Below are 21,750 nucleotides of genomic sequence, written 5' to 3' on the forward strand. Positions count from 1 at the left end.
AACCCGGAAGCTAAGCCTTACAGCGCCGATGGTACTGCAGGGGGGACCCTGTGGGAGAGTAGGACACCGCCGAACAAATCTTGGGAAAACCCCCGTACCATTGGTGCGGGGGTTTTCTGCGTTCCGGGGTCAGGCATTACGGTGGCCGCATGAGCACCCCGAACACCGAAAGCCCCGGAAGCTATCTCATCCGTTCCATACGCTCCGACGAATGGGCCAGGACCAAAGAGCTGCGGCTTGTCGCCCTGCGGGACCCGGTCGCGCATCTCGCCTTCCTCGACACCTACGAACAGGCCGCGGCGAGGCCGGACTCCTTCTGGCAGGAGCGTGCCGAGGGTGCCGCCGAAGGGGCGACCGGAGCACAGCAGATCATCTCGGAGGGCCCCGACGGGGACTGGGCCGGCATGCTGACCGTACTGATCGAACAGCCGGGAACCACGGACTGGGCGGGGTTTTTGGTCGAGCGGAAGCAGGGACACATCGTCGGTGTCTACGTCCGGCCCGAGCACCGGGGGAGCGGGATGACCGAGGTGCTCTTCGACGCGGGCCTCGAATGGGCATGGGGACAGGGCGTCGAGCGCGTACGGCTGATCGTCCACGAGGACAACGCGCGGGCGCAGTCCTTCTACCGCAAGGCGGGGTTCCTGCCCACCGGAGTGACCGTGCCGATCGCCGGCAGCGAGGGCCGCGAGCTGGAGATGGCCATCGAGCGGCCGTGAGAAGCGGGACGGGGCGTCAGACCGGCAGTTCGTCGTGGGGCCAGCGGGTGCGGGCCTGTTCGCGGGAGCGGAGAAGGGCCAGCGTGGGCAGGCCCCGGTCGGCGCCGGCGGCGAGGAGCTCCGGAAGCTGGGGCAGGGGCGCGACGGCCGCGATGTCGTCCAGGACGAGGGTCAGTGGTGGGTCGAGCCGACCGGCGGATGACCGTTCGGCCATGCGCCGGCCGTGCTCGACCACGCTTGCGGTGAGCGCCGTCAGGAAGGGCATCGCACCGGGATTCGTCCTGGGATCTTCGATCGATTCACCGACCACATAAAGCGTGCCCCCTTCGTCCACGAAGGAATCCAAGGCGAGGGCATCAGTTCGGTTTGGAGTGCATGCCTCGCGGATGTTGACGGTGAAGAGGGCGGACAGTGCCCGGCCCGCCAGCTCCTGGGCGATGTCACGGCGTTCGGGATGCCCGGTGAGCGCTGCCTCCAGTTCACCCGCCGAGCCGGCGGCCGCCTTGGGATTCGTCCGCAGGGTGCGGACCGCGTCCTGGATCTGGTTGCCCTGCGACCAGCGGTGGACGTGGCGGACGGTCCTGCCGTCGATCGCGGCGGCGTGGAGGTAGCTGCGCAGGAGGATCTCGGCGGTGTCGCTGACCGCCTGGTCGAGCCGTGCGGTCGGGCGGATCGGGCTGAGCAGGGCGGTTGCTCTCGCCGCCGCCGTCGCCTTGTCCTCGCAGCCCGCGGTGGGCGACCAGTGGAGCCTGGCCGGGGTGTCGCAGCGGTGCGCGGGGTCGTAGAGGTGGACCGGGCCGAGCTTCGCGCGGGCGTCCTTCGTGTCCTGCCACAGGACGGGGTCGGAGGTGACGACGAGGGCGGGGCCCGCCGCGTCGCGTACCGCCTGGGTCGCCGACGTACGGCGGATGTCCGGAAGGCCGTAGAGGACCACGCCCTCGGAGCGGACCGGTTCCCAGGCGCCCGGTCTGTCGCCGCCGAACGGGGAGGCGGGGACCGTCTGTTGCGGGGCGGGGGCGGGGGCGGGGGCCGGGGGCGCGAGGAGTTCCGTGGGTTCCGGCTCGACGCGTGGGACGGGGACCTCGTGCACCGGCGGCTGCGGCCGGTGCGCCTCCGGCTCGGGCACGGCCGCGCGCACGGGCTCGGGGACCGGCTCCGGGTCCGGGCTCGCCGTCGTGGCGCGGGCCATCGCCTCGGCCCGTTTCCGCGCCCGGACGCCCTTCCACCGTGCCAGCGTGCCGAGGGTGAAGACCGTCACGACGAACAGTGCCATCAGCTGGCCGAGGAACAGGCCCCAGAAGAGGCCGTAGCCCGAGAGCTGGGCCGGTGGGGTGTCGGGCCAGGCGCCCGGGACGTCGTGCGGGCGGCCGATGAGATGGCGCATGGCCAGCGGGGTGCGGGTGAAGGCGACGCCGTCCGGCCAGGCGCCCTGGGCGAACAGGCCGGACAGGCCGGTCGCCGTCCACACCAGCAGGGTCATGCCGAGGAGGAAGGCGAGCAGGCCGACCAGGAGGCCGTCGGGCACGCCGCCCTGCCGGCTGTGACGGTCCGGTCGGTCCTGCCGGCGGTAGAGGTGATCGTCCGGTCTCACGGCTGCCCTGCCCCTCCGCCTACGCCACCGTCGACTCGGACGAGCCGTCCAAGTCGTTGAGGTGCTGCTCCATGAAGGCCGCCGCCCGTTCCTCCGCCTCCAGCTCGGCGGCGCGCAGGGCGTCGTCGGCCAGCTCGCGGTCCCTGGAGGACTCGGTCATCGCGCGGTCGGTGAAGACGAGCGGACGTTCGGTCTCCGTGACCAGGTGTTTGACCACCTGGACGTTGCCGTTGACGTCCCAGACGGCGATGCCGGGCGTGAGGGTGGGGATGATCTCCACCGCCCAGCGTGGCAGCCCCAGGACCCGGCCCGTCGCCCTCGCCTCGTCGGCCTTCTGGGCGTAGATCGTCCGGGTCGATGCCATCTTCAGGATCGCGGCGGCCTCCTTCGCGGCGGCGCCGTCCACCACGTCGCTCAGGTGGTGGACGACCGCCACGAAGGACAGGCCGAGCCGGCGGCCGAACTTCAGCAGGCGCTGGAAGAGCTGGGCGACGAACGGACTGTTGATGATGTGCCAGGCCTCCTCGACCAGGAAGATGCGCTTCTTCCGGTCGGGGCGGATCCAGGTGTGCTCGAGCCATACTCCGACGATCGCCATCAGGATGGGCATGGCGATGGAGTTGCGGTCGATGTGGGAGAGGTCGAAGACGATCAGGGGTGCGTCCAGGTCGATGCCGACCGTCGTGGGGCCGTCGAACATGCCCCGCAGGTCGCCGTCGACCAGCCGGTCCAGGACGAGGGCCACGTCCAGGCCCCAGGCGCGCACGTCGTCTATGGCGACGTTCATCGCCTCGGCGGACTCCGGTTCGGGGTGCCGCAGCTGGTCGACGATGTCCGTCAGCACGGGTTGGCGGTCGAGGATCGTCTCGTTGACGTAGGCGTGCGCGACCTTGAGGGCGAAGCCGGACCGCTCGTCCAGGCCGTGCCCCATGGCGACCTCGATGATCGTGCGGAGCAGGGCGAGCTGCCCCGTCGTCGTGATCGACGGGTCGAGGGGGTTGAGCCGGATGCCGTGGTCGAGGGCCGCCGTCGGGTCCAGCCGGATGGGGGTTATGCCCAGCTCCTGCGCGACCAGGTTCCATTCGCCGACGCCGTCCTCGCCCTGTGCGTCTAGGACGACGACCTGGCGGTCGCGGAAGCGCAGCTGCCGGAGGACGTACGTCTTCTCCAGCGCCGACTTGCCGTTGCCGGACTCGCCGAGGACCAGCCAGTGCGGGGCCGGGAGCTGCTGGCCGTACAGCTGGAAGGGGTCGTAGATGTAGCCCTTCCCGGAGTACACCTCGCGGCCGATGATGACCCCCGAGTCGCCCAGGCCGGGCGCGGCGGTCGGCAGGTAGACGGCCTGCGCCTGGCCCGTGGAGGTGCGCACCGGCAGTCGGGTCGTCTCGACCTTCCCGAAGAGGAAGGACGTGAAGGCGTCGGTCAGGATGGACATCGGATCCCGCATGCGGCAGCTCCTCTACCTTCGAATGCCGGTGGCGAACGGGAGCGTGTTCACAAAGGCGCGATGGTGCTCGCGGTCGCACCACTCCAGCTTCAGGTACGACTTTCCGGCTGAGGCCCGTATGGTCCGCTTGTCGCGGGCCAGGGCTTCGGGGTTGCGGGAGGAGACGGTGATGTAGCCGACGAGGTTGACGCCGGCGGCGCCGCTGGCGAGGTCTTCGCCACGCTGGTCGATGCGGCCGTGCGCGGCGACGTCGCGGGGGTCGACGGTCCGGTTCATCTTGGCGGCGCGGGACGCCTCCGCCTCGTCGTTGGTCTTCTCCGTCAGCATGCGTTCGATGGCGACCTCGGTGGGTTCGAGGTCCATGGTGACGGCGACGGTGCGGATGACGTCCGGGGTGTGGACGAGCAGCGGCGCGAGGAAGTTGACGCCCACCGGCGTCATCGGCCACTCCTTCACCCAGGCGGTCGCGTGGCACCAGGGGGCGCGGGTGGACGACTCGCGGGTCTTGGCCTGGAGGTAGGAGGGCTCCATCGCGTCCAGCTCGGCCGGCCAGGCGTTGCGCTTGGTCATCGCCTGGATGTGGTCGATCGGGTGGTCCGGGTCGTACATCGCGTGGATGAGCGAGGCGAGCCTGCCCTGCCCGAGGGGCTGGCGGACGCGGATGTCGGCCTCCTGGAGGCGCGAGCAGATGTCGGTCAGCTCGCGGGCCATGACGACGGCGAGTCCGGCGTCCCGGTCGAGCTTGCGGCCGTTGTGCGGGCGCGCCGCCCGGGCCATCGCGTGTGCCTCGGCGGACAGTTCGCGGTTGAAGTGCATACAGGCCACGAGGTACGCGCGGTGCTGCTCGCTGCTGGTCGACACCATCGACTGCAGCTGGTCGTACGACTGCGTCAGCCATCCCGGTGCCCGCTCGTCCCCGCGTACGGCGACGTCCTTGGCGTGCGCGTCCGGGTCGGCGGGGAGGGTGCGGGCGAGCATCTGGAGGCGGGTGACGAAGCCGTCGCCGTTGGCCACGTGCTTGAGGAGGGTGCCGAAGCGGTCGACCAGGGCCTCCTGGTCCTCGGAGTCGCGCAGGCCGACACCCGGGCCCTCGATCTCGATGGCCGCGGTGACGGTTCTGCGGTCCGCGTGCAGGAGTACGGCGATCTCGTCCGGGCCGAAGGGCGCGGCCAGCCAGTTGATGCGGCCGATGCCGGGCGGCGGGCCGACCTCGATCTCCCGGCCGTCGATGCGGGTGCCGGCCTCCATGGCGGAGGAACGGTAGGTCGTCCCCCGGCGCAGGGTGCGCTTGTAGCTGCGGTTGATCTCGAACCACTTGTAGAACGTGCGGCGCTTGTACGGCACGTAGACGGCCGCCAGCGCGAGCATCGGGAAGCCCGTGAGCAGCACGATCCGCAGGGAGAGGACGGGGACGAGGAGCCCGCACATCATGCCGAGGAACGCGCCCAGGACGATCAGTGCGATCTCGCCGCTCTCGCGGTTGCGGCCGACGATCGCGTTCGGCCGGGCGCGGCCGATCAGATATGTACGGCGGGGCGTGACCATGTGGGACACGTGGGACTCGGCCGTCAACGCCCTTCACCTCCCGTGCGGTTGGAACTGCTGTTGCGGGTTTCACTGGCGTGCGGGGTGTTCACCGGGCTGCCCTGGCGGGGGGCGGGGGCGGCGGAGGGGACAGATCCGCCGCCTCCGTTCCCGGTGCGCGAGCTGTGCGCGGCGACGCCGCCGGACGCAGGGTTGGCGGGACGGGATCCACCGGACGTGGACTGGCCGCCGCCGCCGTTGTTGTCGGCGCGGGTGCTGTGGGTCTTGATGCCCTGCGCGACCATGGTCGCTGGGGAGCTGATGACCGCGGCGGCCTTGCCCTCGGCGCCCTGCATGATGCGGTTGTTGCGGGAGCCGGCGATCTCGTCGCCGAAGCCGGGGACGAAGCGGTAGATCATCGCGCTGGCGAAGATGGCCAGCAGGATGATCGCGAGGCCGGAGACGACGGCCGAGAAGGAGTCGGGGCCGTTGTCGGAGGACAGGGCGCCGGCCAGGCCGAGCACGATGACGATCACCGGTTTGACCAGGATGACGGCGATCATGATGCCGGCCCAGCGGCGGACGTGGCCCCACATGTTCTTGTCGACCAGGCCCGCGTAGACGACGGTGCCGAGGAGGGCGCCGACGTAGAGCAGGGCGGCCCGGATGACGAGCTCCAGCCACAGGACGCCCGCGGCGAGGATCGACACCAGCGAGACCACGATCAGCATGATCGGGCCGCCGCCGATGTCGTCGCCCTTGCCGAGGGCGCCGGAGAACGTGCCGAAGAACGTGTCCGTCTGGTCGCCGGTCGTCTTCGCGAGGACCTCGGAGACGCCGTCCGTCGCCGACACGACCGTGTAGAGGATCAGCGGGGTGAAGGCGGAGGCGATCACCGTCAGCCACAGGAAGCCGATCGCCTCCGAGATGGCGGTGGTCAGCGGCACGCCCCGCACGGCCCGCTTCGTCACGGCCAGCAGCCACAGGACGAGCGTCAGGATGGTCGACGCGGCGAAGACGACGGCGTACTGCTGGAGGAACTTGCCGTTCGTGAAGTCGACGTTCGCGGTCTCCTTCACGGCGTCGCTGAGCTTGTCGATGGTCCAGGACGCGGCGTCGGCGCAGCCCCTTGCCAGGGAGGAGAGGGGGTCGAGGGTGTCGGTGAGGGGGTTTTTGCCGGAGCGGCTGCCGCTGCCGGAGTTGTCACCTTCGCAGTACTTCTTTGCGGGGCCGGAGACGAGCGAACAGGGATCATCGCTCGGTGTGGGCGTTGGCGTGGGCGCTGCGAAGGCGCGGGTGGCCAGCAGCACGGTGGCCGCCTGCACGGCGCCGACCAGGCCGGTGAGCTTGAGCGCGCGGTGACTGCTACCGGGCATACGTGAACCCTCCGAACTCCTGGACCGCCTTGCCGATCTCGTCGGCCCCGGAAATGGGGCTGTCACCGGTGACGGGGGTCGGCCCGGCTTTCTGCCCGCTTTCCAGGACCTTCCAGTCGCTGTCACTCCAAGTCAGCTTCAAGGTCACGGTGAACCAACTACTGGTCACGGGGTTGGTGGAATCGTCACCGGCGAGCCCGAAGAGGCCGTTGCACCAGACTTCGACGGTGGCCGCGCTGGTGCTGAACGAGGTGACCTTCGTGCCAGCAGGCAGCGTGCGGTTGACGAAGGTCTTTCCCGCGGGAGCGTTGCCGTCGTCGTCGAGGCCGATCTTCTGGAGGAAACCCACCGAATAGTCGGCGTCGAAGCCGGACTGGAGTCGGTCGACCGCGCTGGGGGCAGCGACGGTCTGCACGATCTCGTGGCGCCTGGTGGCGTTGAACATGCCGTCCGAGCCGAGTGCTACCGCATAGTTCGCCGCCGCGCTCTCCGCCCCCGTCTGGTCACGCGTGAACCCCGACGGGATTCCCCCCGTCGTGGACTTCACCGGTTTGTTGCCGGAGGCTGCGGTGGAGGTGGTGTCCGGCTTGTTGCCGGAGGTTCCGGTCCCGTTGGATGCGGAATCGTCTCCTCCACGGTTCGCGAAGGCGATCGCGGCGATCAGGAGGACCACCACGCCGACCACCGTGACCAGGCTCCGTGAGGAGGAGCGGCCACCGCGGCGGGCGCCTCCGTACACGTCGCCGCCCCGGTCCGGCAGGCGGGTCCGGGTCTGCCCGGTGCCGCCGTAACCGGAGGCTTCGTTGTCGTCCCCGAGACTCATGCCGCGTACGCCCCCTCGACGTCGTGCGGATACTCGTAGGAATACGACGGTAGCCGTGCTGGTTCCCGCGCGGGCGCGGTGTGGTGACTCGACATCAGGGAAACGCAACCTCAGCCGGTGGGCACGACGGACGGGTGGGGTAGGGGAACACCGGGCGCGCCCGGCCGGACTGACGGAGCGTCGACCGGACGCCCCGCCTACACGGCCATGCCGTACACGATGGTGAAGAGCGTGCCGAGGGAGCCGATGATGAAGACGCCCGTGAGGCCCGCGATGATGAGGCCCTTGCCCTGTTCCGCGCTGAAGGTGTCGCGCAGCGCTGTCGCGCCGATGCGCTGTTTGGCGGCGCCCCAGATGGCGATGCCGAGGCAGAGCAGGATGGCCACCGCCATCACCACCTCGATCATCACTTTCGCCTCGTTGCCCAGGCTGCCGAAGGGCCCCCAGTCCGGAGCGATCCCGCCGATGATGGTGTTGATGTCTCCCTTGTCGGCCGCAAAGAGCATGTAAGTCACCGCCCCTGGTGGGTAGTTCCGCATCCCCTGCATGGGTGCAGAGGTCAGGCATCATTGTCGCCGACGATGGCGCCGTCGTATGTCGACTTGACGTCATTGATTGGCGGGTTTCGTACGAACACCTTACGGAGGGCCGTATGGTCACTCTGTGTATCACGGCAGGTCACGCCGGGCAATGAGGCCGGAGCGGAACCTGTGGTGTGGTTCTGTCGTTGACCCCTTTTACGCCCTTGTCCGTTGCCGTCCGTTTCTGACGGTCGGTCGGGGGGAAAGGTCGTGCCGGTGTTCTCCGGGTGAAGGTTAACTCCGCAACGGCGGACGGGCCGCGGCTGGGTGCCGCGGCCCGTCTCCTGTGTGCCGTCGGCGGTCTCCCCACGAGCGCCCGCCGGCGGCGCGTTCCTCCCGGTGCGTCCGGGGTCAGCCGGTGAAGGCGCTCACGCCCTCCGGGGTGCCCCAGCCGGTCGGTCCGTCGTAGCCGGACGTCGCGGTGCACAGGTAGCTGGTGGTGCAGGTGCCGTTGTTGCCGCTGGTGACGTCGTTGAGGGCGGAGGTGCCGGCCGCCGTGTAGGGGAACTTCGCCGGGTAGGAGCCGGTGGAGGGGGTGCCGGCGAGGGCGTAGACGGCCGCGATGATCGGCGACGAGGCGCTGGTGCCGCCGAAGGTGTACCAGCCGGCGGTGACGCCGTAGGAGTCGTAGACGGAGACGCCGGTCGCCGGGTCGGCCACCGCCGAGACGTCGGAGACGGTGCGCTTGGAGCAGCCGGTGTCGGTCTGCCAGGTCGGCTTCGTGTCGTAGGAGGAGCAGCCGGAGCCGGTTCCTTCGGTGCTGCTGGTCTTCCAGACGCTCTCGGTCCAGCCGCGGGTGGTGGAGGAGGATTTCGAGAGGGCCGTGCCGCCGACGGAGGTGACGTACCTGGAGGCGGCCGGGTATTCGGCGCCGTAGGCGGAGTCGCCCGCGCTGACGGTGATGGCGACGCCCGGATGGTTGAAGTACGAGGAGTCGTACGAGGTGTCGGAGGAGGACTCCGAGCCGCCGTAGCTGTTGGAGACGTACTTCGCGCCGAGGGTGACGGCCTCGTTCACGGACTTGCCGAGGTTGGCCATGGTGGCCGAAGTGGCCTCGACGAGCAGGATGTTGCACTTCGGGCAGACGGCGCTGGCCATGTCGAGGTCGAGGGATATCTCCTCCGACCAGCCCGAGTCGCTGGTGGGGAGCGAGGTGGTGGAGCCGGTCTGACCGACCTTCCTGAAGCAGCCGTTCGCCGTGGTGCAGGCGGTGAGGCCGTAGTACGAGCGGTACTTGGCGAGGTCGGTCTCGGCGTTGGGGTCGTTGTACGCGTCGACGATCGCGATGGTCTCGCCGGCACCGTTGGCGGCGGCAGCCGAGGTCAGGCCGTAGGCGGACTGGAGGTCGGTGGGGCCGTAGCCGGAGGGGGTGGTGGCGTCGGCCGCCTTCGGCGTGACGCCGGCGGCCTTGGCGCGCGCCTGCTGGAAGGCGGTCACGCCGCCGGTGACCCGCAGGGAGTCGCAAGCCAGTTCGCCGGTCCTCTTGGGCGTGGAGCAGGGGGTGGCCGCCCAGGTGACCTTGGACGGTGACGCCGCCGACTGGGCCGCGTCGGCCTGGACGGCGGTGCCGAATCCGGCGAACACGAGCGCGGCGGTGGCGGCGAGGGCCGCGGCGACGCGGCGGGCGACGCGGTGGGGGGAGGGACCGTCGGATCTGTCGGTGGGGGTGGTGGTACGCAAGGGTGCAGCCTCCTGGTGGTGGTGGGGCAGGGGCGCGTGCGGGTGCGTGCCGTCGGTGGGGGTCCGCGGCGGTGGGCGGCGGCCCGCGGAGACGATCCTCTTGTTGAGTACGCGACAACAAGGGCCTGCCGGAACCCTGACTTCCGCCATACCGAACCCAGGCCGGGGGTTACTCGCCGATGGTTGCCCGATGGGGCGCGGGTGAAGGCCGCTTGACCCAACTCACAGGCGGGTCACTGGAATTGGGCGCGCGGGAAAGGCCCACCAAGGATGAACCGGGGGCCGGGTCAGCGGGGCTTGAGGCCGTGCAGCATGTGGTGGACCAGTCCGTCCACGCCGGCCAGAGCCACCTCGGGGGTGAGCGTGCCGTTGGCCGTGAGGGTGGCGGTGCCGTGCAGGGCGGCGGCCGCGACGAGGGTGATCTGCGCGGGGTCCCCCTCGACGATCTCGCCGCGCTTCTGGGCGTCCGCGATCAGGCGCTCCAGTGAGCCCACGGTCCGGTCGACGGCCGCGGTCATCCGGTCCGAGGCGCCCGGCTCGTGCTTGCGGGTGTACATCAGCTCCAGCAACTCGGCGTTGTCGATGGCGAAGCCGAGGTAGGCCCGGGCCAGCGCGGCGAGGCGGGGTTCCAGGGGGAGGGCGGGGTCGTCGGCCGCCTCCAGGCTCCGGGCGAGCCGTTCGTAGCCGGTGAGGGCCAGCGCGTCGAGCAGGGCCTGCTTGTCCCGGAAGTGACGGCCGGGGGCGGCGTGACTGACGCCGGTCGCCCGGGCCAGTTCCCGCAGGGACAGCGCGGCCTTCCCCCGCTCCCGCAGGGTGCGCTCGGCACCGGCCAGCAGGGCGGCGCGCAGGTCTCCGTGGTGGTAGGGGCGGCTCTCGGGCATGCGGACCATCGTATCCCGATGTTGCCGCCGTCATCATTGTTGTCGTTGACAGCATTGTTGGCGGCGCCTACATTGAGGTCATGGCTGACAAGCATGAGCAGGGCAAGTGGAACGCGGACCGGATCCCCGACCTCTCCGGCCGGACGGCCGTGGTCACGGGCGCCAACAGCGGCATCGGGCTCACCGCGGCGGACGCGCTGGCCCGGGCCGGCGCGCACGTGGTGTTCGCCGTACGGGACCTGGAGCGGGGCCGGGCCGCGGCCGGGACCGTGACCGGCAGCACCGAGGTCCGGCGCCTGGACCTCGCCGACCTGTCCTCCGTGCGGGAGTTCGCCGGCGCCTGGAGCGGGCCGCTGGATCTGCTGGTCAACAACGCGGGCGTCATGATGCTCCCGCAGCAGCGGACTGAGGACGGCTTCGAGATGCAGTTCGGCACCAACCACCTGGGCCACTTCGCCCTGACGAACCTGCTGCTGCCGTACGTCACCGACCGGGTCGTCACGCTCTCCTCGGGCGCCCACCGCTGGGGCGACGGCCGGATCCACTTCGACGACCTGAACCGCACGGCCGACTACGAACCGCGGAGCGTCTACGGCCAGTCCAAGCTGGCCAACCTGCTGTTCACCCTCGAACTCCAGCGCCGCCTCACGGAGGCGGGCTCACCGGTGCGCGCCCTCGCCGCCCACCCCGGCTACGCGGCCACCAACCTCCAGAGCCACACGGCCAGCCCCGTCGCCCGCGCCTTCATGCGGCTGGGCAACCGGATCGTGGCCCAGGACGACAAGGCGGGCGCCCTGCCCACTCTCTACGCGGCCACCCAGGACCTCCCCGGTGCGAGCTACGTCGGCCCCGACGGCCTCGGCGAGCTGCGGGGCGCACCGACCCTGGTCGGCCGTTCGGCCGCCGCGAGCGACCCGGTGACGGCCCGCAGGCTGTGGACCGTGTCGGAGGAGCTGACCGGCACGGCCTTCCCGCTGGTCGCCGCGGGCTCGGACAGCGGGGCGGCCGGCGGGTGACACCGGTCGGCCGCGGCGGAGGCCACCCGCGGTTCCGAGCTCACCCGGTTCCGAGCTCACCCGGTTCCGAGCTCAGCCGGCCCGGGGTTCACACCGCCGGGTCGTCGGTCTCCGGCAGGCCCTCCACGAAGTGGTCGAACTCGCCCGCCTGCACGCCCAGGACGAAGGCGTCCCACTTGCGGCGGTTGGTCGTGACGACGGTGTCCGGGGCGCTCGTCTCGCGCAGGTATACAGGGGCCTCCCCGTCTCCGTCGCCGTCCTCACCTTCGCCCTCGCCCTCGCCCTCGCCGAAGGCGATCTCGATCCACGGGCCGGGTCCGGTCGCGCCGGGCGGGGCGGCACGGGTCCAGACCAGATCGGGCGGCAGCTCAGCCACGGTGACCTTCCTTCCACGTCGTCCACAGCGCCCGCCAGCCTAGTGCGGCCCCCACCCGGCGGATCCCCTCCCGCCGGTCCCCGTGCCGGTGGCGGAGGCCGCCGAGGCACGGGAGAATCCCACGGAGGGCCTGATCCGTTTCTCACCTTCGTGGGACAGAGTGGAGGCCGATGAAGCGCATCTTCCGCATCGGCCGCCTGCCGTGTCCGCCGCGCCCCCTGCTGTGTGCCGTGGTGGCGCTGGCCGTCACCTCCGCCTCCGAGGCGGCCGCGGACGACGGGCCCGGCCCTTTCGGCGTGACGAGGGTCGCCGCCGCGACCGCGCCGAGCGCACGCGTCGGGGCCCTCTTCGACGCCGGCCACGACGGCGGCCTCGGCGGCGGCCACTTCTGCACGGCGTCCGTGGTGCGCAGCCCGGACCGCGACCTCCTCGTCACCGCGGCGCACTGCCTGGACGGCGACGGCGACCTCCTCTTCGTGCCCGGCTACCGGGACGGCGAGGCTCCGTACGGCATGTGGAGGGTCCAGCGGCGGTATCTGCCCGACGGGTGGGCCGAGGGGCAGAACGAGGACAGCGACGTCGCCTTCGCCACCCTGGAGGACCGGGACGGCAAGGGCGTAGAGGACGCCGTCGGCGGCAACCGGTTCACCACCGGAGTGGCCACCGGCGCCACCGCCGTCACCGTCACCGGGTACCCCAGCTCCCGTGACGTGCCGGTCGCCTGCACGAACAAGCCCACCGCGCACAGTCGTACGCAGCAGCGCATCGAGTGCCCCGACCTCACCGGCGGCACCAGCGGCAGCCCCTGGGTCAACGGCGACGGACAGGTCGTCGGCATCCTCGGCGGACACGAGCAGGGCGGGGCCACGGCCGACATCTCCTACAGCGTCGTCCTGGGGGCGGAAGCCCGCGCGCTGTACCGGGACGCGACCGCCGACCGTCCGTAACCCGGCCCGCGCACACGGCAGCTGACGGCCCCTCGCCCACGCCCGTCACGACGTGCTGTTCTCCTCTCTTGCTCCCCGCGCTCTTCCCCGTGCGTGGTCACCCCGGAGGGCCATCTCCGCCCCTACACTGACGGGGGCTACGGACTCCCGGGCGGCGAGGGGCGGTTGACGGTGCGTAAGGCATGGATCGTGGCGACCCTCGCTGTCGGATCCGCACTCTCCTTCGTGATGCTGCTGGTCGTCGGCGTGTACATCGTCGCCGGGAACCTCACCAACGGCGTCGGCGGCGCCACCAAGGCCCTCGCCAAGGGGTCGGTGCCGGCCGCCTACCAGCCCGTCGTGCAGAAGTGGGGCAACCTGTGCCCCGCCCTCAACCCGGCACTGCTCGCCGCGCAGCTCTACCAGGAGAGCGGGTTCAACCCGACCGCGAGAAGCGCGGCGGCGGCGGAGGGCATCGCCCAGTTCATCCCCGGCACCTGGGCCACCCACGGCATCGACGGCGACGGCGACGGCGACCGCGACGTCTGGGACCCGAATGACGCGATTCCGTCGGCCGCGTCCTACGACTGCAGTCTCGCCTCCTACGTCAAGGACGTCCCCGGCAACCTGACCGAAAACATGTTGGCCTCCTACAACGCGGGCGCCTACGCGGTCATCAAGTACGGGGGCGTGCCGCCGTACCAGGAGACCCGGAACTACGTGAAGACCATCACGACGCTGGAGGAGAGCTTCGCGGCGCCCGTCAGCCGCGTCGACCCCTCCAAGCAGGCCGCCGGGGCGATCTACTACGCGCAGAAGAAGCTCGGCACGCCCTACCTCTGGGGCGGGAACGGCACCGCTGACCAGGGCGGACGCTTCGACTGCTCGGGACTGACCAAGGCCGCGTTCGAGAGTGTCGGCGTCACGCTGCCCCGGGTCGCCAACGACCAGTACAACGCGGGCCCGCATCCCGCCCGCGAGGAACTGCTCCCCGGCGACCTGGTGTTCTTCTCGGACGACCTCACCAACTCCCGGGCCATCCGGCATGTGGGGATCTACGTGGGCGGCGGGTACATGATCGACGCCCCGCGCACGGGCGCTGTGATCCGGTTCGACCCGATTGACACCCCCGACTACTTCGGGGCCACCAGGGTCACCGAAGATGGCGCGAAAGCGCTCCCCACGACGGTGTGAACGGACCTCGAACCGCGTGTGAACCCACCCGCTGAGCTGCGGCGATGTGTCTCTCTTCGATAACGTCTGCGTGATCATTCGGTGGAGTGTGGAACGTATCAAGTGGGGACGTGCGTTCCTGTTGACGTAGCCGAGCGGACGTCAGCGTCGGATCGACAGCGGAAGCGGATCTACACACCACGGGGGTGGGCAGGCGCGGCGCGCGAAAGTGCGCGCCGGAAAGACGACGAAGGGGCCGCAGCGCCATGGCTGGACTCGCCGAATCGGGGTCGAACCCCGACGTCGACCTGCTCTACGACATCAACGGCCTGGCCAAGGACGCGCCGCACTGGTTCGACCGGACCATGGAGTACGTCGGTGAGTACGGGCTGCTGGTCGCCATGGTGCTGCTCGTGCTGTGGTGCTGGTGGGGCGTGCGCCGCCGGGGCGGCGAGGAAGCGGCGCCGTCCGTCGCCGCGCTGCTCTGGGCACCGCTCGCGGCCGGTATCGCGGTCCTGGTCAACGTGCCGATCCGCGGCTTCGTGGAACGCCCCCGGCCCTTCCTCGACCATCAGGGCCTGGACGTCCTGGTGTCCGGCAAGACCGACTACTCGTTCGTGAGCGACCACGCCACCATCACCATGGCGATGGGCGTCGGACTGTTCGTCGCCAACCGGAAGTTCGGGGTCGCCGGAATCGCGCTGGCCCTGTTCGAGGGGTTCTGCCGGATCTACATGGGCGTGCACTACCCGACCGACGTCGTCGGCGGGTTCGCGCTCGGCACGGCCGTCGCGCTGCTGCTGTCCCCGCTCGCGACCGCCCTGCTGACGCCCGTGCTCAAGGCGGTCGAGCGGTCGCCGAGGGCCGGCCGGCTCATCCGGGCCCGGCGCCGGTCCGCCGACGGACAGGACGCGGTGATCCCCGGGGCGCGGCGTGAGGCCCCGGGCGTCGAGGAGCGGGACCTGGCGGCCTGAGCCGGGCGGTCCCGCGCCTGGTCACAGGGCCTGCGGGTAGCTGAAGAAACGGTTCGGGTCGTACTGCTTCTTCACGGTGGCCAGCCGGGCCGCCGCGTCCCCGTAGTACGCCTTGCGCCAGTTCGTGAGCGTCGGGTCCGTGTAGTTCTGGTAGGCGGCGCCCGAGGCGTACGGCTTCATCGCGTCGTGCGCCGAGGTCAGCCAGGACTGCGCCGTCGTGCCGGAGGTGCCCGCCCGCCAGGACCCGATGTACTGGGCCAGCATGCGGGAACGGCGGTGCACGAACGCCGTGGAGGTGGGGGACACCCGGTTCACCGCGCCGCCGAGCGCGGTCAGGGCGACGCTGCCGGCACCGCCCCGCACCGACTTGATCTGCGTCAGCAGCGCCTGGATGCCGGCCGCGGACAGCGAACGGTCGAAGAAGTCCGACCGCGCCGCGTACGTCTCGCGCTGCAGGGCGCCCTGCGGGGAGCGGCCCGGGGTCGTGCCCGGCAGATGGCACTGGGCGTCGTTCGCGTACGACGAGCAGCCGGCGTAGATCTCCATCGCCTCCTCGTAGCCGCGGCGCTTCAGCGACACGCTCGTCGCGTTCGCGCCGGCCGCGTGGGCGAGGCGGTCCACCGCGTTCTGCAGCTCGCCGTAGGTGCCGAGGGAGAACGCGGCGACCGACACCGTCGGGGTGCCGCCGGAGGTGTTCGCCAGGTGCAGCGACGACCAGATCTCGTCCGGCTGCGACGGACCCCACTCCTGCCAGGCCTTCAGCACCGCGGCCGCCTTGGCCCACGGCCAGCTGAGGTAGGCCGTCACCGCCTGCGGCGCCGGGTGCGTCCTGAAGTGGAGCTCGGTGACGACGCCGAAGTTGCCGTTGCCCGCGCCGCGCAACGCCCAGAAGAGATCCTTGTGTTCGGTGGCGTTCGCGGTGAGCTGCTTGCCGTCCGCCGTGATCACGGTCGCCTGGGTCAGGCTGTCGCAGGTCAGACCGTACGCCCGGGAGACCACGCCGTGGCCGCCACCGAGCACCAGACCGGACACGCCGACCGTGGGGCAGGAGCCCGCCGGTATCGTCACGCCCTTCGCCGCGAGCGCGCGGTAGACGTCGATCAGTTTCGAGCCCGCGCCGACCACCGCCGAGCCGGCGGACGCCCGGACCCGGTTGAGCTTCGACACGTCGAGGACCAGGCGGCCGTTGCCGGAGGACCAACCCGCGTACGAATGACCGCCGTTGCGTATCGACACGTGGATGTCGTGGGCGTGGGCGTACGACAGGACGGTGCGTATGTCGTCCGCGTGCGAGACGTAGGCCACGGCGGCCGGCTTGAGCGAGTCGAAACGGGTGTTGTACAGCTGCCGGGCCGCGGCCCACTTGGCGTCCCCGGGGCGCACCAGGGTGCCGTCCAGGTCGCGCGCCAGGGCGGTCCAGTTCGCGGCGGCGGCGACGGCGGCGGGGGCGGTCGTCGTGCGGGCCGACAGGGCGGCGGTGCGGGTCGGGTTCTCGGACGGGGTCCGCGCGGGGGTGGATGCGGTGGGGCCATGGCTCTGGCAGGCGGACGTCGCCATCGCCGCGGCGGTGGCCGCGGCGCCTCCGATGAACGTACGACGTTGCATGTCCGTGCCTTCCGTCAGCCCTGGCGGGCGGGTGTTCTGCCCTGGGGAGGCCGTTGCCGGCCGGTTCGGGGTCCTGTCGTACGAGACGGTTTCCCGGGGGGCGGGGGTTCCAAGGCCGGGGTTGCCGTGCGGCGCGGGTCGTTTTGGGTGCGGGTGCGTTGTGGCTTTTCGCGCAGTTCCCCGCGCCCCTGGGGGGAAGGAGTGCGTGTCGGTGCGGGTGGGCGGGACTTTTCGCGCAGTTCCCCGCGCCCCTTCATAGGGGTTGTCGGTCGGGTGCGGGTCGTGGGGGCTGGTCGCGCGGTTCCCCGCGCCCCTTCACGAAGGGCGTCGGTCGTGGGCGGCCCTGGGGGCTTCTGTCAGGTGGGTAACAGGGTGGTGTGGGATTCCGCGTCTGTTCTGGCTGTGCTTCGGGCTCTGCGGGCGGGGCCTCGCCAGCCGCAGGTGCAGTGGGCCGTGCAGAAACGGCCGTTTTCGACGGTACTCGTGCGGTGTTCCGGAGTTTCCCGGCCGGGTTCGGTCCTGTCCTGCTGCGCCACGCCGACAACGTTACCCAGGGAAGGTAAAGCACTGGTATTCGCGTGACGACGGGGCCCTACTCGTCGTTAACCGCAACGACACGGGGCCCGTGACGGACGTACCGGCTGGGGGTAGCAGGCGATGGCGGAGCGGCAGCGGCGGCGGACGGCGGGCGGAACGGTCGTCGCGGCGGGGCTCGTGGTCTGTGTCGGTCTCGGCGCGGGCGGCTGCTCCGGCGGCGCCACCGCCGACGCGGCGCCGCCCGCCGATCCGGTCGACACCCTGCACCGGGCCGCCGACAGCCTGGTGGCCGCGGGGAGTTCGAGGGCCCGGACGTCGATGGAGATGGCCACCGGCGGGACCCGGGTCACCATCCGCGGCGAGGGTGGCTACGACTTCCGCCGGCAGCTCGGCCGGCTGAGGGTGCTGCTGCCGCAGGACCCGGCCGGCACCGTGGAGCACCGGCCGATCACCGAACTCCTCGCGCCCGGCGCCCTGTTCATGAAGAACCGGGGTGCCGGAGTGCCCGCCGACAAGTGGGTGCGGGTCGACACCGGAACCCTGGCCGACGGGAACCTGGTCACCGGCGGGGCCACCGACCCGTTCGCCGCCGCCGAGGTGCTGCGCGGCACGCGGACGGCGACCTACGTGGGGACGACCGAGCTGGCCGGCACCCGGGTGCGGCACTACCGCGGCACGGCCGACCTCGCGGCGGCGGCGAAGGACGCGTCCAAGGGCGGTACGAGATCCCTGGCGGCGGCCGCGAAGGGGTTCGCCACGGCCCGCGTGCCGTTCGACGTCTACCTCGACGAACAGGGCCGCATCCGCAAGGTCCGGCACCGGTTCAGCTTCGTCAACGGACAGCACAAGGGCACGGTCGCGGTCGCCTCGACGACCCTGCTGTTCGACTTCGGGGCGCCCGTCGACGTACGGCTGCCGAAGGCCGCGGACATCTACGCGGGGCGGATCGCGGAGTGAGGCGCGGCGAGAACTAGCCCGTCCGTGCCATGCGCCGTGTGTAGGCCGCTCCCTACTCTAGGAAGTCGGTGACGGCAGAGAAGAGGTGACGCGCGTGGCTCCGGTCGGCGGTACGGCAGTTCAGGACCACGTGGCCCTCGCCGAGATCGAGTTGTGCGGAGAGCTGATCATCGCGGCCTCGGCCGCCGAGGACCGGCTCAGTCTGCAGAGCATCGACGAGGTGCTGCGGGTGGCCGAGGAACGCGGGGGTGCCTCCGGCGAGTGAGCCGGGGGCTTCCCTCCGGTCGGTGCCGACGGTTCCTCTCGGTCGGCGTGGCCGGAATCAGGTGCGCAGGAGGCGGCCGATCGCCTTGGTCGCCTCCTCCACCTTCGCGTCGATCTCCGTGCCGCCCTTCACGGCGGCGTCGGCGACGCAGTGGCGGAGGTGCTCCTCCAGCAGTTGCAGGGCGAAGGACTGCAGGGCCTTGGTGGAGGCGGACACCTGGGTGAGTATGTCGATGCAGTAGACGTCCTCGTCGACCATCCGCTGGAGGCCGCGGATCTGGCCCTCGATACGGCGCAGCCGCTTCAGGTGTTCGTCCTTCTGCTTGTGGTAGCCGTGCACCCCGCGGTCGTGGTCGGTCACCACGTCCTGCCCCGCCGTGTGCGCGGTGGCGGCGGAGGGCGTGTCGGCGCCGGCCTCGGTGGTCGTCATCGCGTCCTCCAGACATATACCCCTACTGGGTATATCGTACAGAACTTTGCCGGGTATAGGTCCAGTGGCCGTCACCGGACCACGGTGGCTGGACTGGACCACTGGGCGGCCCCCGTGCCGATCATCGTGTTCGATGGGCGACACTGGGGGACGGCCCATTAGCCGTGGCCGGATGATGCGCCTAGCATCACCCTGACCGAAACCGATGCACCCCGAGGACCCCTTGTGCGATTTCGTCTGACCCCCAGGGAGACGAGCTTCTACGACATGTTCGCCGCATCCGCGGACAACATCGTCACGGGCTCGAAGCTCCTCATGGAACTGCTCGGGGCGGACACCGCCGGCCGGGCCGAGATCGCGGAGCGTATGCGGGCCGCGGAACACGCCGGTGACGATGCCACACACGCGATCTTCCACCAGCTGAACTCCTCGTTCATCACGCCGTTCGACCGCGAGGACATCTACAACCTCGCGTCCTCCCTCGACGACATCATGGACTTCATGGAGGAGGCCGTCGACCTGGTCGTCCTCTACAACGTCGAGGAACTCCCCAAGGGCGTCGAGCAGCAGATCGAGGTGCTCTCGCGCGCGGCGGAGCTGACCGCCGAGGCCATGCCGAACCTGCGGACCATGGACAACCTCACCGAGTACTGGATCGAGGTCAACCGCCTCGAGAACCAGGCCGACCAGATCCACCGCAAGCTGCTGGCCCAGCTCTTCAACGGCAAGTACGAAGCCATCGAGGTGCTCAAGCTCAAGCAGATCGTGGACGTGCTGGAAGAGGCGGCGGACGCGTTCGAGCACGTGGCGAACACGGTGGAGACCATCGCCGTCAAGGAGTCCTGAACCGTTCATGGACACCTTCGCCCTGATCGTGACCATCGGTGTCGCGCTCGGATTCACCTACACCAACGGCTTCCACGACTCGGCGAACGCCATCGCCACGTCGGTCTCCACCCGGGCGCTGACCCCGCGGGCCGCGCTCGCCATGGCCGCCGTGATGAACCTCGCGGGTGCCTTCCTCGGCAGTGGCGTCGCCCACACCGTCACCAGCGGGCTGATCGAGACGCCCGAGGGCTCCAAGGGGATGGGGGTCCTGTTCGCCGCGCTCATCGGCGCCATCGTCTGGAACCTCGTCACCTGGTACTTCGGTCTGCCCTCGTCCTCCTCGCACGCGCTGTTCGGCGGCATGGTGGGCGCGGCGCTCGCGGGCGGTACGCAGGTCATCTGGTCCGGCGTCCTCGACAAGGTCGTCATCCCGATGTTCCTGTCGCCGGTCGTCGGCCTGGTCGTCGGCTATCTCGTGATGTGCGCCATCATGTGGCTCTTCCGCCGCTCCAACCCGCACAAGGCCAAGCGCGGATTCCGGATAGCGCAGACGGTGTCGGCGGCCGGCATGGCGCTCGGGCACGGTCTGCAGGACGCGCAGAAGACGATGGGCATCGTCGTGCTGGCGCTCGTCATCGGTGACGTACAGGGTGCGGACGATCCGATCCCGGTGTGGGTGAAGATCTCCTGCGCGCTGATGCTGTCGCTGGGCACGTACGCGGGTGGGTGGCGGATCATGCGGACGCTCGGGCGGAAGATCATCGAGTTGGATCCGCCGCAGGGGTTCGCCGCGGAGACGACGGGGGCGTCGATCATGTTCGCCACGGCGTTTCTGTTCAAGGCGCCTATCTCCACGACGCATGTCATCACTTCGGCGATCATGGGTGTCGGGGCGACGAAGCGGGTCAATGCCGTGCGGTGGGGGGTGGCCAAGAACATCGTTCTCGGGTGGTTCATCACCATGCCGGCGGCGGCCGCTGTTGCCGCGGCGGCGTTCGGCGTTGTGAACCTGGCGTTTCTCTAGGCTGAGGTTGCCAGGGGGCTCTGCCCCCGGGCCCCCGCTCCTCAAGCGCCGGAGGGGCTGGATTTTGCCGGAGGGGCTGGATGTGCGGCCGGGCTGAGGGTGCGGTCGGGCTGGAGCGGTCGGAGGATGCGAACGGGCCCGCCCCCTTGCCGGGGGCGGGCCCTTTTCGGCCTCGCGGTGGCACCGCCATGCAGCACCGCGAGGGGTCGGGGTCGGTCAGCCGAAGCGGCCGGAGATGTAGTCCTCCGTGGCCTGGACCGAGGGGTTGGAGAAGATGCGCTCGGTGTCGTCGATCTCGATCAGCCGGCCGGGCTGGCCGACCGCCGACAGGTTGAAGAAGGCCGTGCGGTCGGAGACGCGGGCGGCCTGCTGCATGTTGTGGGTCACGATGACGATCGTGAAGCGTTCCTTCAGCTCGCCGATCAGGTCCTCGATGGCGAGCGTGGAGATCGGGTCCAGGGCCGAGCAGGGCTCGTCCATCAGCAGGACGTTCGGCTCCACCGCGATCGCCCGCGCGATGCACAGCCTCTGCTGCTGACCTCCGGACAGGCCCGAACCGGGCTTGTTGAGGCGGTCCTTGACCTCGTTCCAGAGGTTCGCGCCCTTGAGGGACTTCTCGACGACGTCCGCCAGTTCGGACTTCTTGTAGCTGCCGTTGAGGCGCAGGCCCGCCGCCACGTTGTCGAAGATCGACATCGTGGGGAACGGGTTCGGGCGCTGGAAGACCATGCCGACCTCGCGGCGGACGGAGACCGGGTCTATGCCCGCGCCGTACAGGTCCTCGTCGTCCAGGAGCACCTTGCCCTCGACGCGGCCGCCCACGGTGACCTCGTGCATGCGGTTGAGGGTGCGCAGGAACGTCGACTTGCCGCAGCCGGAGGGGCCGATGAAGGCCGTCACCGAGCGGGGCTCGACGGTCATCGAGATGTCCTCGATCGCCTTGTGGGCGCTGTAGTAGGCGGTGAGTCCGCTTACGTCGATTCGCTTGGCCATGTGTCTACTTCACTTCCGGGTTCAG

At 70.5% G+C, this 21,750-nt stretch carries 22 protein-coding genes; 9 read left to right on the plus strand and 13 right to left on the minus strand.

Annotation, left to right across the window (positions count from 1 at the left end; genetic code table 11):
* The first annotated feature begins 149 nt into the window (after window positions 1-149).
* Entirely contained in the window at window positions 150-719 is a 570-nt protein-coding gene (locus ABZT03_RS32850; protein WP_356046190.1) for a GNAT family N-acetyltransferase, read from the plus strand.
* A gap of 16 nt (window positions 720-735) precedes the next feature.
* Here ABZT03_RS32850 and ABZT03_RS32855 read toward each other — a convergent pair whose 3' ends face one another.
* The 8 genes from ABZT03_RS32855 to ABZT03_RS32890 form a co-directional block, all read right to left on the minus strand.
* Window positions 736-2,310, minus strand: coding sequence for a type VI secretion protein (locus tag ABZT03_RS32855; RefSeq protein WP_356046192.1), 1,575 nt, complete (start codon window positions 2,308-2,310; stop codon window positions 736-738).
* A 19-nt stretch (window positions 2,311-2,329) separates the two neighbouring features.
* On the minus strand, window positions 2,330-3,757 hold the full coding sequence (locus ABZT03_RS32860; RefSeq protein WP_356046194.1) for an ATP-binding protein: 1,428 nt from the start codon (window positions 3,755-3,757) through the stop codon (window positions 2,330-2,332).
* A 12-nt stretch (window positions 3,758-3,769) separates the two neighbouring features.
* Window positions 3,770-5,329, minus strand: coding sequence for an SCO6880 family protein (locus ABZT03_RS32865; RefSeq protein ID WP_356046196.1), 1,560 nt, complete (start codon window positions 5,327-5,329; stop codon window positions 3,770-3,772).
* Window positions 5,326-6,657, minus strand: a complete 1,332-nt coding sequence (locus ABZT03_RS32870; protein ID WP_356046198.1) for a hypothetical protein — start codon at window positions 6,655-6,657, stop codon at window positions 5,326-5,328. The genes ABZT03_RS32865 and ABZT03_RS32870 overlap by 4 nt, the downstream gene beginning before the upstream one ends.
* Window positions 6,647-7,480: a hypothetical protein gene (locus tag ABZT03_RS32875; protein WP_356046200.1), complete on the minus strand. Its 834-nt coding sequence runs from the start codon at window positions 7,478-7,480 to the stop codon at window positions 6,647-6,649. The genes ABZT03_RS32870 and ABZT03_RS32875 overlap by 11 nt, the downstream gene beginning before the upstream one ends.
* Window positions 7,481-7,677: 197 nt before the next feature.
* Entirely contained in the window at window positions 7,678-7,986 is a 309-nt protein-coding gene (locus tag ABZT03_RS32880; RefSeq protein WP_003991275.1) for a hypothetical protein, read from the minus strand.
* Between the two features lie 426 nt (window positions 7,987-8,412).
* Entirely contained in the window at window positions 8,413-9,741 is a 1,329-nt protein-coding gene (locus ABZT03_RS32885; RefSeq protein WP_356046202.1) for a S53 family peptidase, read from the minus strand.
* A gap of 287 nt (window positions 9,742-10,028) precedes the next feature.
* A complete protein-coding gene (locus ABZT03_RS32890) occupies window positions 10,029-10,631 on the minus strand; it encodes a TetR/AcrR family transcriptional regulator (RefSeq protein WP_356046204.1) in 603 nt (200 codons plus the stop codon).
* A gap of 71 nt (window positions 10,632-10,702) precedes the next feature.
* Between ABZT03_RS32890 and ABZT03_RS32895 the strand changes: the two genes are divergently transcribed.
* Complete coding sequence (locus ABZT03_RS32895) at window positions 10,703-11,638, plus strand: oxidoreductase (RefSeq protein WP_356046206.1); 936 nt, start codon at window positions 10,703-10,705, stop codon at window positions 11,636-11,638.
* Window positions 11,639-11,726: 88 nt separating this feature from the next.
* Here the strand turns inward: ABZT03_RS32895 and ABZT03_RS32900 are convergent, their stop codons facing one another.
* A complete protein-coding gene (locus tag ABZT03_RS32900; RefSeq protein WP_356046208.1) occupies window positions 11,727-12,014 on the minus strand; it encodes a DUF397 domain-containing protein in 288 nt (95 codons plus the stop codon).
* 170 nt (window positions 12,015-12,184) lie between these two features.
* Between ABZT03_RS32900 and ABZT03_RS32905 the strand changes: the two genes are divergently transcribed.
* The 3 genes from ABZT03_RS32905 (at window position 12,185) to ABZT03_RS32915 (ending at window position 15,087) form a co-directional block, all read left to right on the plus strand.
* Window positions 12,185-12,961, plus strand: a complete 777-nt coding sequence (locus ABZT03_RS32905; protein WP_356046209.1) for a trypsin-like peptidase domain-containing protein — start codon at window positions 12,185-12,187, stop codon at window positions 12,959-12,961.
* A gap of 165 nt (window positions 12,962-13,126) precedes the next feature.
* Window positions 13,127-14,134 (plus strand): bifunctional lytic transglycosylase/C40 family peptidase, encoded by a 1,008-nt coding sequence (locus tag ABZT03_RS32910; RefSeq protein WP_356046210.1) that lies wholly within the window; start codon window positions 13,127-13,129, stop codon window positions 14,132-14,134.
* Between the two features lie 245 nt (window positions 14,135-14,379).
* Window positions 14,380-15,087, plus strand: a complete 708-nt coding sequence (locus ABZT03_RS32915; protein WP_356046212.1) for a phosphatase PAP2 family protein — start codon at window positions 14,380-14,382, stop codon at window positions 15,085-15,087.
* Between the two features lie 21 nt (window positions 15,088-15,108).
* Here ABZT03_RS32915 and ABZT03_RS32920 read toward each other — a convergent pair whose 3' ends face one another.
* Both ABZT03_RS32920 and ABZT03_RS32925 read right to left on the minus strand, forming a co-directional pair.
* Window positions 15,109-16,692: an FAD-binding oxidoreductase gene (locus ABZT03_RS32920; protein ID WP_356046214.1), complete on the minus strand. Its 1,584-nt coding sequence runs from the start codon at window positions 16,690-16,692 to the stop codon at window positions 15,109-15,111.
* A 356-nt stretch (window positions 16,693-17,048) separates the two neighbouring features.
* Entirely contained in the window at window positions 17,049-17,228 is a 180-nt protein-coding gene (locus tag ABZT03_RS32925; RefSeq protein WP_356046216.1) for a hypothetical protein, read from the minus strand.
* Between the two features lie 121 nt (window positions 17,229-17,349).
* On the opposite strand from ABZT03_RS32925, the gene ABZT03_RS32930 reads away from it, so the two are divergent.
* Window positions 17,350-18,186, plus strand: coding sequence for a hypothetical protein (locus tag ABZT03_RS32930; protein ID WP_356046217.1), 837 nt, complete (start codon window positions 17,350-17,352; stop codon window positions 18,184-18,186).
* Between the two features lie 85 nt (window positions 18,187-18,271).
* A complete protein-coding gene (locus ABZT03_RS32935; RefSeq protein ID WP_356046219.1) occupies window positions 18,272-18,451 on the plus strand; it encodes a hypothetical protein in 180 nt (59 codons plus the stop codon).
* A gap of 57 nt (window positions 18,452-18,508) precedes the next feature.
* Here ABZT03_RS32935 and ABZT03_RS32940 read toward each other — a convergent pair whose 3' ends face one another.
* Window positions 18,509-18,880 (minus strand): metal-sensitive transcriptional regulator, encoded by a 372-nt coding sequence (locus ABZT03_RS32940; protein ID WP_356046220.1) that lies wholly within the window; start codon window positions 18,878-18,880, stop codon window positions 18,509-18,511.
* Window positions 18,881-19,105: 225 nt separating this feature from the next.
* On the opposite strand from ABZT03_RS32940, the gene ABZT03_RS32945 reads away from it, so the two are divergent.
* Together ABZT03_RS32945 and ABZT03_RS32950 are read left to right on the plus strand one after the other, a co-directional pair.
* Window positions 19,106-19,726, plus strand: a complete 621-nt coding sequence (locus ABZT03_RS32945; protein ID WP_356046222.1) for a DUF47 family protein — start codon at window positions 19,106-19,108, stop codon at window positions 19,724-19,726.
* Window positions 19,727-19,733: 7 nt separating this feature from the next.
* A complete protein-coding gene (locus tag ABZT03_RS32950) occupies window positions 19,734-20,732 on the plus strand; it encodes an inorganic phosphate transporter (protein WP_356046223.1) in 999 nt (332 codons plus the stop codon).
* Between the two features lie 216 nt (window positions 20,733-20,948).
* Here the strand turns inward: ABZT03_RS32950 and pstB are convergent, their stop codons facing one another.
* Window positions 20,949-21,725: a phosphate ABC transporter ATP-binding protein PstB gene (gene pstB, locus ABZT03_RS32955; RefSeq protein WP_356046225.1), complete on the minus strand. Its 777-nt coding sequence runs from the start codon at window positions 21,723-21,725 to the stop codon at window positions 20,949-20,951.
* Between the last annotated feature and the right edge of the window lie 25 nt (window positions 21,726-21,750).

Origin of the sequence: Streptomyces sp. NPDC005574 (assembly GCF_040605435.1) — a bacterium.
Classification (GTDB): domain Bacteria; phylum Actinomycetota; class Actinomycetes; order Streptomycetales; family Streptomycetaceae; genus Streptomyces.

Coding starts and splice junctions, on each gene's coding strand:
- pstB (WP_356046225.1), bottom strand. CDS start 21,725: ATGGCCAAGCGAATCGACGTAAGCGGACTCACCGCCTACTACAGCGCC.
- ABZT03_RS32890 (WP_356046204.1), bottom strand. CDS start 10,631: ATGGTCCGCATGCCCGAGAGCCGCCCCTACCACCACGGAGACCTGCGC.
- ABZT03_RS32950 (WP_356046223.1), top strand. CDS start 19,734: ATGGACACCTTCGCCCTGATCGTGACCATCGGTGTCGCGCTCGGATTC.
- ABZT03_RS32915 (WP_356046212.1), top strand. CDS start 14,380: ATGGCTGGACTCGCCGAATCGGGGTCGAACCCCGACGTCGACCTGCTC.
- ABZT03_RS32880 (WP_003991275.1), bottom strand. CDS start 7,986: ATGCTCTTTGCGGCCGACAAGGGAGACATCAACACCATCATCGGCGGG.
- ABZT03_RS32850 (WP_356046190.1), top strand. CDS start 150: ATGAGCACCCCGAACACCGAAAGCCCCGGAAGCTATCTCATCCGTTCC.
- ABZT03_RS32870 (WP_356046198.1), bottom strand. CDS start 6,657: ATGCCCGGTAGCAGTCACCGCGCGCTCAAGCTCACCGGCCTGGTCGGC.
- ABZT03_RS32930 (WP_356046217.1), top strand. CDS start 17,350: ATGGCGGAGCGGCAGCGGCGGCGGACGGCGGGCGGAACGGTCGTCGCG.
- ABZT03_RS32905 (WP_356046209.1), top strand. CDS start 12,185: ATGAAGCGCATCTTCCGCATCGGCCGCCTGCCGTGTCCGCCGCGCCCC.
- ABZT03_RS32940 (WP_356046220.1), bottom strand. CDS start 18,880: ATGACGACCACCGAGGCCGGCGCCGACACGCCCTCCGCCGCCACCGCG.
- ABZT03_RS32895 (WP_356046206.1), top strand. CDS start 10,703: ATGGCTGACAAGCATGAGCAGGGCAAGTGGAACGCGGACCGGATCCCC.
- ABZT03_RS32875 (WP_356046200.1), bottom strand. CDS start 7,480: ATGAGTCTCGGGGACGACAACGAAGCCTCCGGTTACGGCGGCACCGGG.
- ABZT03_RS32920 (WP_356046214.1), bottom strand. CDS start 16,692: ATGCAACGTCGTACGTTCATCGGAGGCGCCGCGGCCACCGCCGCGGCG.
- ABZT03_RS32860 (WP_356046194.1), bottom strand. CDS start 3,757: ATGCGGGATCCGATGTCCATCCTGACCGACGCCTTCACGTCCTTCCTC.